This window comes from Bacillus sp. NPDC060175 (assembly GCF_042728695.1).
Classification (GTDB): domain Bacteria; phylum Bacillota; class Bacilli; order Bacillales; family Bacillaceae_G; genus Bacillus_A.
On the sequence record NZ_JBHWYR010000005.1, the window covers coordinates 120,444 to 132,087 of the forward strand.

The following is an 11,644-nucleotide window of genomic DNA, read 5'->3' on the forward strand; positions in this document are numbered from 1 at the left end:
TCCTAAATCCACATTTTTATGCGTGTAACGCTCTTCCATCTACAGCTAATGCAGCTTCACCAATCGCCTCAGATAATGATGGATGCGGATGAATTGTATGTGCTACTTCCCAAGGTGTTGCATCAAGTACTCTTGCAAGGCCAGCTTCAGAAATCATATCTGTTACATGTGGCCCGATCATATGAACACCAAGAATGTCATTTGTTTCTTCATCAACTACAAGTTTTACAAAACCGTCTGATTCTCCGTATACAAGTGCCTTTCCGATTGCACGGAATGAGAATTTACCTACTTTTAACTTATAGCCTTTTTCTTTCGCTTCTTGTTCTGTTAAACCAACAGAAGCAACTTCTGGACTGCTATATACGCATTTCGATACCATAGAATAATCAATTGGTGTAACTTCTTTACCAGCAATATGTTCTACCGCAACAATTCCTTCATGCGAAGCAACGTGAGCAAGTTGTAGGCCACCGATTACATCTCCAATTGCGTAAATATGAGATTCCTTCGTTTGATAAAACTCATTTGTTTGAATGTATCCTTTTTCCACAACAATATCTGTGTTCTCTAAGCCCATATTTTGCGTATTGGCTTGTCTTCCTACAGATACAAGCATTTTTTCTGCTTTAAATGCTTTATTCTCACCGTTATGTTCAGCTTGAATTGTTACTCCATTATCTTTTACCAATGTTTCTGGTAATACTTTTGCACCAGTTACCACTTTAATACCTTTTTTCTTGAATAGACGCTGCATCTCTTTTGAAACGTCATTATCCTCTAATGGTAATATGTTTTTCGCATACTCTAATACTGTAACTTCTACACCGAAGTCAGCAAGCATAGATGCCCACTCAATACCGATTACACCGCCACCAACGATAATGATCGAACTAGGAAGCGTTTCCATTTTTAGGGCATGATCCGAAGACATTACATACTCTCCGTCTAACTCTAATCCAGGTAATGAATTTGGACGAGAACCTGTTGCAACAAGTACATTTTTTGGAATTAACATTTCATTCTCTTCTCCACTTGCAAGTTCAACTGAAATTGTACCTGGCATTGGAGAGAAAATAGATGGGCCAAGAATACGGCCAATACCTTCAAACACATCAATTTTACCTTGTTTCATTAAATGCTGAACGCCTTTATGAAGCTGCGTTACAATCTTCTCTTTACGCTCTTGTACTTTAGCAAAGTTTAGTTCTACATTACTTGCAATAACCCCGAACTCTTCTCCTTTTTTAGCAGTTGCGTATACTTCCGCACTACGTAAAAGAGCTTTACTAGGAATACATCCTTTGTGTAAACAAGTACCACCAAGATTTTCTTTTTCAACAAGTGCAGTTTTTAACCCTAGTTGTGATGCACGAATAGCAGCAACATATCCACCAGTACCGCCGCCAACGATGACTAAATCATATTCTCTTGCCATTATCTCAACCCCTAGCTACTGTTTGTTTTTCTCTTACAACATACTCTTTCGGCGCTTCTTCTTCACGCAATACACGAAGTGCCCCTTCTGCTAACGCTTGTAATTCATCTTCTCCTGGATGTACGATAACATCTGCAATCCAGTGAACACGTTCTTTTATTTCATCGACAAGAATTTTACTGTACGCAAGTCCACCAGTTAATACGATTGCATCGATTTTCCCGTGAAGTACAGCACTAGCTCCGCCAATCTCTTTTGCAACTTGATATGCCATTGCTTTATAAATAAGAGTTGCTTCAGGATCACCTTTTTCAACCATTTTCTCTACTTTAATTGCATCGTTTGTACCGATAAGACTTACAAGTCCACCTTGTCCGACAAGTTTTTTAACCATTTCGTCTCGGTAATACTCACCAGAGAAACACATTTCAACTAATTGTCCTACCGGTACTGTACCAGCACGCTCTGGACTAAATGGTCCTTCTCCGTTTAAGCCATTATTAACATCGATAACTTTTCCTTTTTTATGAGCACCAACTGTAATACCGCCGCCCATATGTGTAACTAATAAATTTAAATCCTCATATTTGTGATTTAATTCATCTGCTACTTTACGAGCAACCGCTTTTTGGTTTAATGCATGGAAAATACTTTTACGTTCCATACCAGCAATACCGCTAATACGAGCAATTGGCTCCATTTCATCTACAACGACAGGATCCACAATGAATGCAGGAATATTTAATCCAGAAGCGATTTCATAAGCTAGAATGCCTCCGAGATTTGAAGCGTGATGACCGCTAAATCCGTTTTTTAAATCTTCTAACATTGCATCGTTTACTGTGTACGTGCCACCTTCGATTGGACGAAGTAATCCACCACGCCCACAAACAGCGTTCAATTTTGAAATGTTAATACCATGAGAATGTAGAACTTCTAAAATTGTTTCTTTTCGAAACTCATATTGATCGATAATTCGCTTATATTTTCCAATCTGTTCTTCATCATGACGAATTGTTTCTTCTAAAACGGGTCTTTCATTATCAAAAACACCAATTTTTGTGGATGTACTACCCGGATTAATAACAAGAATTCGATTTAAGGACAATGTTGCTACCTCCACTAATAAATTTAAAAGGAAGTGGAAACCTCATAAGAGGTAACCACACCTTTCGTAAAAGTTGTATATGAATGATTAGCGACGGCTAATAATGTCGTGACCGTTGCGTAAGTATGTGCTACGAGTGTTTTTCAAGCTTGCGATGCGCTCTTCAGCTAGACGATCTGCTGCTACATAAGTTGCTATGCCATCGCGTTTTGAAATTTCGATTACTTTTGCAATTGTGTCATAAATAGACTCAACACGTTTTAATGCACGTTCTCTATTGTATCCATATAATTCGTCTGCTACGTTAATTACGCCACCTGCATTAATAACATAGTCTGGTGCGTATACAATACCCATTTCATGAATGATGTCGCCGTGACGATCTTCTTTTAATTGGTTATTTGCAGAACCTGCGATTACTTTTGCTTTAAGTTGTGGAATAGTTTCATCATTAACTGTTGCGCCTAATGCACATGGTGCGTAAATATCACATTCAACACCGTAAATTTCATTTGGCTCAACTGCTGTTGCACCGAATTCTTCTACTGCACGTTGTACAGCTTCTTTATTAATATCTGTAACGATTAATTTTGCTCCTTCAGCGTGTAAATGTTTGCATAGGTGATATGCTACGTTACCAACACCTTGAATAGAAATTACTCTTCCTTCTAGGTTATCTGTACCGAACGCTTCTTTTGCAGCTGCTTTCATACCACGGTAAACACCGTATGCAGTTACTGGAGATGGGTTACCAGAAGAACCGAATGATGGTGAAATCCCTGTTACAAAATCAGTTTCTTCATGGATAATATCCATATCATCTACTGTTGTACCAACATCTTCAGCTGTAATGTAACGTCCGTTTAGTCCTTGAATGTAGCGTCCTAATGCACGGAACATCGCTTCGCTTTTATCTTTACGTGGATCACCGATAATTACTGTTTTTGCACCACCTAAGTTTAAACCAGCTGCTGCATTTTTGTATGTCATCCCTTTTGCAAGACGCAATGCATCTTCAATCGCCGCTTCTTCAGAATCATATGTCCACATTCTTGTTCCACCAAGAGCTGGTCCAAGTGTTGTATCATGGATTGCAATGATTGCTTTTAAACCAGATTCTTTATCTTGACAAAATACCACTTGCTCATAATCATATTTTTCTAAGTATTCGAAGATTTCTAATGTCATTGTCGTTTCCCCCTAATTGTTTTACCCTATTTGGTTTATTTTGAAGCAGTCGCAACTGCCAATGCTAATGAATATACTTTTGTTTCTGCTGAATCAGCACGTGATGTTAAAACAATCGGTGCTTTAGCGCCAGCAATCATCGCTCCTACCTTTGCATTTGCAAAATAGACGAGTGATTTATATAGCACATTTCCAGCTTCAATCGTTGGGACGAGTAAAATGTCTGCCTTACCTGCTACATCACTTACTATGCCTTTATGTTCTGCTGCAATTTGTGATACTGCATTATCTAAAGCAAGTGGTCCATCAACGACACAATTTTTAATTTGTCCGCGGCGATTCATTTGAGTTAACATCGCTGCATCAATTGTCGCTTGCATCGCAGGATTAACAACCTCTACCGCTGCAATTGGCGCTACCTTCGGCAAATCAATTCCTATTGCCTGGGCAACTTCTACAGTATTTTGTATAATAGCAGCTTTTTGTGTTACATCAGGTGCAATATTCATCGCTGCGTCTGTAACAAAAATAAGACGATCGTAATTTGGAACTTCAAACGCTGCAACGTGTGAAAGTACGCTGCCCTTGCGAAGCCCCCACTCTTTATTTAATACGGCTTTCAAAATATTTGCTGTTGGGATGTTCCCCTTCATTAGTACATCTGCTTCGCCATTGCTTACAGATTTAACAGAAAGTTCTGCAGCCTCAGCACTTGACGCTGCTGCAATCACTTCAATATGTTCTGAAGTTTGTAACCCATGCTCTTGTAGCATCCCTATTATTTTCTCTTGATTTCCATATAGACGAAATTGAGCTAGCTGTAACTTGATTGCTTTCGCTACAGCTTCAATTACTTCATGATCTTCAGCTACTGCTACAGCCACAGTTTTTTCAGGCTGTCCTGCTGCTTGATCAATTAAGTGTTCTAACTTCATATTTTGTAATCAACCCTTTCCGTCGTCCCTCGTCTATTCATTAAGCAAATACCGTGCCAACTTTTAAAAGTGGTCTTACCAATAATGAAAACGCATTCAAAATGCAGTAAAATCAATACTTTGGAAAACAACAAAATATTCTGTCTCGTTTTGTCGCTTTTTGTATACCATGCAATAAATTGCATGGTACGCAATTTATTGCATGCTATTTTTTGCACAGTCGTACTTTTCTAGCTTGTAATATAAGTTTCGAACTGAAATTCCTAACGCTTTTGCAGTTTTCGTTTTATTCCCATCAAATTTCTCTAAATATCCACGAATAATATTCCCTTCAAACTCTGTCACTAAATGTTCAAGTGGCTTTTCTTCTAATTCAGGTAATAAGTTATTTCGGTTTAACTCCCCCTGCTCTTCTTTATGCAAAGGGGGTAAATGCTGTACATCAATATAAATCTCGTTATAATTCATAAAGATAATAGCTCGTCCTAAAATATTTTCAAGTTCCCTTACATTCCCTGGCCATTCATATGATTGTAAATATGAAACGGCTGAATCGGTGAGTCCTTCTACATTACGACCATAATCTTGATTAATTTTTTGAATTAGCCTTTCTGCAATCGCTGGTATGTCTCCTTTACGCTGACGAAGGGAAGGAATTTGAATCGGGATTTTATTTAAACGATAATATAAGTCCTCTCTGAACTTCCCTTCTAAAATAGCTTTTTCTAAATTCACATGCGTCGCAGCAATCACTCGAACATTAATAGGTATCGCTTTCGTTCCCCCTACTTTCACAATTTCTTTTTCTTGTAGTACACGAAGGAGCTTCGCTTGCGTATTTGCAGATAACTCTCCGATTTCATCTAAAAAAACACTTCCATTATTCGCTTCTTCAAAGAATCCTCGTTTCCCGCCTCTTTTCGCTCCAGAAAACGCGCCTTCCTCATAACCGAATAATTCACTTTCTAATAAGGTCTCAGAAATAGCAGCACAGTTTACTCGTACAAACTTATTGTATTTTCGATTACTACCGTTATGAATAGCGTGTGCAAATAACTCTTTCCCCGTACCAGATTCCCCTCTAAGCAATACTGTTGCCGGTGTATTCGCTCCAAGTTTCGCTTGTTCAATAGCTGCCGTCGTTTCATCTGAATCACCAACAATATCATCAAATGAATATTTTGCTTCTAACGTTCGAATGATTTGTCTTGCCCTATTCAATTCATTTGTTAACTTTTGAATTTCTGATACATCGCGAATTACCCCGACGCTCCCTTTCAATATTCCATCAACAATAACCGGTGCTACATTCACAATTACATCTCGCTTTTTTTGCCCAATCTTCATATGTATTCCTCGTACCGCTCGGCGCGTCCGAAGTACTTTCATATGCATACTTTCACCTTCTACAATATCAGTTGTAGCTGGCTTCCCTATAATATCCTCTTCGGTTAAACCCGTTAACTTCGTATAAGCAGGGTTTATAACTAACCCTCTTCCTTTCTCATCAACAACCGAAATCGCTTCCTCAGATGAATTAATAATCGCCTCAAGTAGCGTTTGAATTTCTTTTAAATCTGTAACTTCTTCCGCTAAATCTACAACTTCTGTAATATCTTTAAAAATCGCAAATGCACCTTGAACTTCTCCATCTTCTTTTAATATCGGGATACGCGTTGTAATGATCTTATTTTCATTCTCTAACGTCAGTTCATGATTCACTTCTATTTTTTTCGTGCGTATAATACGAAGCAACTTACTCGTTGGAATAACTTCTAAAATATATTTTCCTATCGCCTCTTCTTTCTTATATCCGATAATACGCTCTGCACTTTTATTAAACAGACGAACTTGTCCCTCTTGATCTATAACAATCATACCGTCATGCGTTGAATTTAAAATTAAATTCCCTTGTTGCGTCTGCTCTTCTAGCTTCCCAATTAAGCTTTCCTTCTCATGCGCTAGTTTCGTAACAATTTTTGCAATATCCCCTGGTATAAGAAGGGTGTTTTTATGCTTGCTTCCCAATAAAACTTTATGTAAATCATAATCACCTGTCATATCAAACATTACATCAATATGCATAGAAAGAAACGGAGTTACACTATCACTAATCGGAATCCCATATTCCTTTGCAATTTGTAGTCCCTTCGCCGTTGGATTACTATCAATAATCCCTATAATTTGAAATATATTCGAATTTTGTAACAGACTTAGCAGTGTACTTCCACCTTCACCCGCTCCAACAATTAACACCTTTTGTTTCATACATTACACTTCCTCTCGAAGTATCTCTGCAAAATTTTTCACATCCTTATCTTACTCGTTCAGCAATCTCTTGACAAACCCCCTTTTCATATAACATCATTAAAATAAACAAAATAATCTGAAAAGGGGCGTTATGTATGCAGCGTTACCTCGCTCTATCATTAGCACTCATCCCGATTTCATTAGCCGTGCTTGGTATTAAACTAATGAGAGATACTGTATTTGGGATTTTATTCTCCCCAATCCCTATATTATGGTTACAATTTTTAATCGGCGCTCTTTGCTTTGCACTCGGGTTTTATATTTTCGGCGGCTTCGTCTTACACAGAGATCGTAAGAGAAATAAAGTGCAAGCCCGCTTCAGAAGATAGAACAAAGTTTTCACATACCGATAAAAAAATGAGACCATTATATTAGGTCTCATTTTTTATCGGTAATAAAGTTCTTGCTGTTTCAGGATAATCAGTAATAATCGCCGATATGTTCATATCAAAATATTTACGCATAAGCGTTTCTTCATTTATCGTGTAAGGACGAACCTCTACACCACTTTCCATCGTTAATTCAGCGATGGCATCTTGAAGATAACGATAATTCGGATGCACTGCAGTAGCACCCATCTTTTTTGCATATGCCCACGGGCTATGCAAACCTTCACGATACAAAATAGCTGTTTGAATATCAGGAGCCATCATATGGCACCGTTTCATACTATAGTGGTTAAACGAAGAAAATATAACCCGATCCTCCAGACTAAACTTACGCACAAGTGTTATAACCTCTTCTTCTAAACCTCTGTATGGAATTTTATCATTTTTAAGTTCAATATTAAGTAGCAATTGCGTTTTTTCAAGCCATTCCAGTACCTCTTCTAAAAGAGGAATTTTACAAAAGCCTACTTTTTCACTAAATTTATAACTTGCATCTAACTTACATAAATCTTCGTATAAATAATTTCGAACAGCACCTTTTCCATTCGTCGTTCGATTCACAGTTTCATCATGAATAACGACAACTTTTTCATCTTTCGTTAATTGAACATCGAGTTCAATTCCGTCTGCCCCGAAAGCCTCTGCTGCTTCAAATGAAATCATTGTATTTTCCGGATACGTTCCCGCCGCACCACGATGCGCAAATATAAGAGTCATCCTCACTCCCCCAATCTTATGCTATACTATACGAAAAAGGAGGTACTTCTATGAGACCATTACAAATTTCTCCAGACACTGCAGTCCGCCTATCAAAAGCGTTAGGTGTTCCACTTGAACAACTTATGCATATGCCTCAGCATATTTTAATCCGAAAATTAGTTGAATTAGAAAAACAAAATAAAGACGAAGAATAATATAGTCCTGTTTTGCAGGGCTTTTTATTATCACCTATTATATCACGGATAACTTACCCACTAAAATTATGAATGCATAGAACAACAAAATAAAAAGCCTCTATAAAGAAGCTTTTTTCTTCAAATTGCAAATTTTAATTTCCTCCAACCTATTGAAGGTCTCCAGATTTGTGTAATTCACCTGTTACTCCATCTCCAAAATTATTTAAAGAAAAAGTTTGCTCTTCTAGCGGATCCATAACTCCTGTAGCTTTTCCGATATTACCACCTTGCAGTTTCCAAAAGTAGTTATGATCGTCCACAACTTTACTAAAGTCTTTGTTTATCCATCTTTCAGCAATCGCTAAAAGTTCTTCTTTCGTTTCAAAAGTACTCTCATTTAAGATACTTCTTACTTTTTCAGCATTTTCTTTAGACATCGGGATTGCTCCCCATTTTTGCTCAGCTATTACTTTTTGGTGAGTCATACTATGCATCGCTTTAACTAAGTCTTCTTCAGTAGAATCTTTTGTAATTTGAAGTTTCGCACTTGCGCCACCAATCTCACCAAACTGCGCTTCTTTTTCTTTTGGAACTGTTTTATATTCGCTTGTATCTATTTCAGCACTAGCTTGTTTGTCCGCCGGATTATCTGCAAGTTCTAACATTCCATAAGTTATACCAGCAGTAAGCCCAACTAAGCCTATTGCACATCCAATCCAAATTAAAATTTTCTTTTTCATATAAATCCCTCCAACCATCTCCAATTACTTCCTTAATAAATCTCTCATAAAAAATATCCTTTTATAGATAATTTTACTAAATATACGTTTTATTTTCCATATAAATCAATGAATCACATTTATCCTTATAACAAAAAAAGATCAATGAGTTTTAAACTCATTGATCTTTTTTAAAAAAATTCATTTCGAATATATTATCAGCTTAACTACTCTCAGCTAGCCTTATGTTCAAGTCTCAGCTTATCCGCAACCATTGCGATGAACTCGGAATTCGTAGGTTTTGCTTTTGACATGGATACAGTATAACCAAATAAGGACGAAATAGAATCAATATTCCCACGGCTCCAAGCTACTTCAATTGCGTGACGGATTGCACGCTCGACACGACTTGCTGTTGTATTATATTTCTTTGCGATATCTGGATATAATACTTTCGTAATAGATCCTAGTAATTCGATATCATTGTACACCATAGAGATTGCTTCTCGTAAGTACATATATCCTTTAATATGAGCGGGTACACCAATTTCATGAATGATACTTGTAATACTCGCATCTAAGTTTTTCGGTTTGCCATCAATCGTTGTTGCTGATCGGAAAGATGGTAATGGACGTTTAATGGTAGCATTTTCCTTACCACTCACTTGACGAATATGACTTGTTAAATTCTCCATATCAAATGGTTTTAATATGAAATATGATGCCCCTAAATCAACCGCTTTTTTCGTCACATCTTCTTGTCCGAATGCTGTCAACATAATAACGTTAGGTTGTCTTAGCCTTTCAATATGTCGCATTTTCTCTAGCACAGCTAGACCATCTAAATGTGGCATAATAATGTCTAAAACGAGTATATCAGGCTGCTTTTCTTTCAATAAGTTTAAACATTCTTGACCATTGTAAGCAATTCCAATAACTTCCATATCATCCTGAGCAGCAACATAGCTCTCTAGCATCGATACCAATTCTTTATTATCATCCACAAGACATACTTTAATTTTCTCCACAGTTTTTCCTCCCTTACCGAATCGATTCTTCCGACATGTGTAAGCTTCTAGGCTACATGAATTGTTCGACAATTGTGTGAAAATTCCCTTTAAAGTTTCTTACTTTCCGATAAAATCACAAAAAAATATGTTTATCGTTCATTTTTTTCCTTTCGCAACACATTCCATCATAGAATTACAGCGAAACGTTCAACCCTTTGCTTATATCTTACAACAAAAAACAGCTCTTGCGGAGCTTTTACAAAATTTCAACGAATTTTTCAAAAGAAAAGCGAGCTAATATGTATTAGCTCGCTTTTTTCTCTTGATCATAAATATTAATTCCAGCCTCATGTAACATCCATTCAATATGAACACCGTATCCTGACGTTGGATCATTTACAAATACATGTGTAACCGCACCAATTACTTTCCCATTTTGTACAATCGGACTTCCACTCATTCCTTGTACAATACCACCCGTTTTTGCTAGTAAACGTTTATCTGTCACTTTTATAACCATACCTTTTGTAGCCGGGAACTTTTGTGGTACTGTACTAACAACTTCAATATCAAACGCTTCCACCTTATCTTGATCAATAACTGTTAATATTTTCGCTGGCCCTTCTTTTACTTGATTGGATAATGCGATAGGCATTGCTTTATCCATTATGCCGTTTGTCATATTTGTATTTAATTTCCCAAAAATACCATATGGGCTATTTATTGTAATATTACCAATCACTTCACGATCCGGTGAAAATCTTGCTAATTTTTCTCCCGGGTTCCCGTGACTTCCTCTTTCAATAGACGTTACTGTCGAACGCATAATTTGTCCATCTTCTACTTGAATTGGCTTTTTTGTATCATTATCGGAAATTACATGACCAAGCGCTCCGTATTTCATAGAATCTGGATGTACAAACGTCATCGTTCCGATACCAGCTGCTGAATCACGAATATACAATCCAATTCGGTAAGAAGATTCACCATTATCTTTTTGTGGTGTTAGCTTAGCACGAATATATTTTCCATCTCTTAATAAAACAAGATTAAGCGGTTCACCTGTTTCTCCACTATTATGAACAAATGGTGCTACATCACTCATTCTTTCAATTGTTTTCCCATTGATTTCAGTAATCATATCTCCAATCTGTACACCAGCTGTTTCACCAGGAGATACTTTACCCTTTTCAGTTTGAATTAAATGATGGCCTACAACAAGTACACCTTTTGTGTTCAATTTTACACCAATCGATTGTCCACCTGGAATAACTTTAAAATCTTTTAATACTTTCACATTTACTTTTTTTACTGGAAAACCAGCAAGTTGAAACACCATATCAGCTTCACCATTTTGGTGAGAATTCACCATAAGTTCTTGTTCATTTGAACTTACAGTAAATACATTACGATTTGTAGATGAAGCCTTAAAAACTGGTAATGATGCTATTTCTGATTGTTGTCCTTCAAAAACAACAAGTTGCTTCGGCGATGAAATAAACGTTCGAAGCGGTTTAAAACATCCAATAAAAACTAGAGAAACAAGGAGACAAAGACCTATTATTTTTCGAAATCTTTCTAATTTCAATTTGTTCACTCTCCTCGCTCCTACCCACATTCAGCCTCTTGGCTTCACTTTTTAATCTCTCCT

11 protein-coding genes are annotated in these 11,644 nt (G+C 37.0%); 2 read left to right on the forward strand and 9 right to left on the reverse strand.

Annotation, left to right across the window (positions count from 1 at the left end; all coding sequences use genetic code 11):
• Positions 1–16 precede the first annotated feature (16 nt).
• From lpdA to ACFWDE_RS04690, 5 genes are all read right to left on the reverse strand, one after another.
• Positions 17–1,438 (reverse strand): dihydrolipoyl dehydrogenase, encoded by a 1,422-nt coding sequence (lpdA, locus tag ACFWDE_RS04670; RefSeq protein WP_002033960.1) that lies wholly within the window; start codon positions 1,436–1,438, stop codon positions 17–19.
• Positions 1,439–1,442: 4 nt separating this feature from the next.
• Positions 1,443–2,546 carry a butyrate kinase gene (buk, locus tag ACFWDE_RS04675; RefSeq protein ID WP_002145828.1) on the reverse strand — a complete coding sequence of 368 codons (1,104 nt, stop codon included), beginning with the start codon at positions 2,544–2,546 and terminating at the stop codon, positions 1,443–1,445.
• Positions 2,547–2,633: 87 nt separating this feature from the next.
• Complete coding sequence (locus ACFWDE_RS04680; RefSeq protein WP_002145827.1) at positions 2,634–3,734, reverse strand: leucine dehydrogenase; 1,101 nt, start codon at positions 3,732–3,734, stop codon at positions 2,634–2,636.
• A 35-nt stretch (positions 3,735–3,769) separates the two neighbouring features.
• A complete protein-coding gene (gene yqiS, locus ACFWDE_RS04685; protein ID WP_377890412.1) occupies positions 3,770–4,669 on the reverse strand; it encodes a phosphate butyryltransferase in 900 nt (299 codons plus the stop codon).
• 195 nt (positions 4,670–4,864) lie between these two features.
• Positions 4,865–6,937, reverse strand: coding sequence for a sigma 54-interacting transcriptional regulator (locus ACFWDE_RS04690; RefSeq protein ID WP_377890414.1), 2,073 nt, complete (start codon positions 6,935–6,937; stop codon positions 4,865–4,867).
• A gap of 137 nt (positions 6,938–7,074) precedes the next feature.
• On the opposite strand from ACFWDE_RS04690, the gene ACFWDE_RS04695 reads away from it, so the two are divergent.
• Positions 7,075–7,308, forward strand: coding sequence for a DUF2627 domain-containing protein (locus ACFWDE_RS04695; protein WP_002111735.1), 234 nt, complete (start codon positions 7,075–7,077; stop codon positions 7,306–7,308).
• Between the two features lie 42 nt (positions 7,309–7,350).
• Here ACFWDE_RS04695 and ACFWDE_RS04700 read toward each other — a convergent pair whose 3' ends face one another.
• Positions 7,351–8,085, reverse strand: a complete 735-nt coding sequence (locus ACFWDE_RS04700; protein ID WP_377890417.1) for a glycerophosphodiester phosphodiesterase — start codon at positions 8,083–8,085, stop codon at positions 7,351–7,353.
• A 50-nt stretch (positions 8,086–8,135) separates the two neighbouring features.
• Here ACFWDE_RS04700 and ACFWDE_RS04705 point away from each other — a divergent pair, with 50 nt between their 5' ends.
• Entirely contained in the window at positions 8,136–8,282 is a 147-nt protein-coding gene (locus ACFWDE_RS04705; RefSeq protein WP_377890419.1) for a YycC family protein, read from the forward strand.
• Between the two features lie 149 nt (positions 8,283–8,431).
• On the opposite strand, the gene ACFWDE_RS04710 is transcribed toward ACFWDE_RS04705, so the two are convergent.
• The 3 genes from ACFWDE_RS04710 to spoIVB form a co-directional block, all read right to left on the reverse strand.
• Positions 8,432–9,004, reverse strand: coding sequence for a PRK06770 family protein (locus tag ACFWDE_RS04710; RefSeq protein ID WP_377890421.1), 573 nt, complete (start codon positions 9,002–9,004; stop codon positions 8,432–8,434).
• A gap of 212 nt (positions 9,005–9,216) precedes the next feature.
• Positions 9,217–10,011: a sporulation transcription factor Spo0A gene (gene spo0A / locus ACFWDE_RS04715; protein ID WP_002111741.1), complete on the reverse strand. Its 795-nt coding sequence runs from the start codon at positions 10,009–10,011 to the stop codon at positions 9,217–9,219.
• Positions 10,012–10,297: 286 nt separating this feature from the next.
• Positions 10,298–11,590, reverse strand: coding sequence for a SpoIVB peptidase (gene spoIVB / locus ACFWDE_RS04720; protein ID WP_377890424.1), 1,293 nt, complete (start codon positions 11,588–11,590; stop codon positions 10,298–10,300).
• Between the last annotated feature and the right edge of the window lie 54 nt (positions 11,591–11,644).

What these genes read in the sequence shown, in the direction of transcription:
- ACFWDE_RS04690 (WP_377890414.1), bottom strand. Translation starts at nt 6,937, where the DNA reads ATGAAACAAAAGGTGTTAATTGTTGGAGCGGGTGAAGGTGGAAGTACA.
- ACFWDE_RS04695 (WP_002111735.1), top strand. Translation starts at nt 7,075, where the DNA reads ATGCAGCGTTACCTCGCTCTATCATTAGCACTCATCCCGATTTCATTA.
- yqiS (WP_377890412.1), bottom strand. Translation starts at nt 4,669, where the DNA reads ATGAAGTTAGAACACTTAATTGATCAAGCAGCAGGACAGCCTGAAAAA.
- lpdA (WP_002033960.1), bottom strand. Translation starts at nt 1,438, where the DNA reads ATGGCAAGAGAATATGATTTAGTCATCGTTGGCGGCGGTACTGGTGGA.
- ACFWDE_RS04700 (WP_377890417.1), bottom strand. Translation starts at nt 8,085, where the DNA reads ATGACTCTTATATTTGCGCATCGTGGTGCGGCGGGAACGTATCCGGAA.
- ACFWDE_RS04705 (WP_377890419.1), top strand. Translation starts at nt 8,136, where the DNA reads ATGAGACCATTACAAATTTCTCCAGACACTGCAGTCCGCCTATCAAAA.
- ACFWDE_RS04680 (WP_002145827.1), bottom strand. Translation starts at nt 3,734, where the DNA reads ATGACATTAGAAATCTTCGAATACTTAGAAAAATATGATTATGAGCAA.
- ACFWDE_RS04710 (WP_377890421.1), bottom strand. Translation starts at nt 9,004, where the DNA reads ATGAAAAAGAAAATTTTAATTTGGATTGGATGTGCAATAGGCTTAGTT.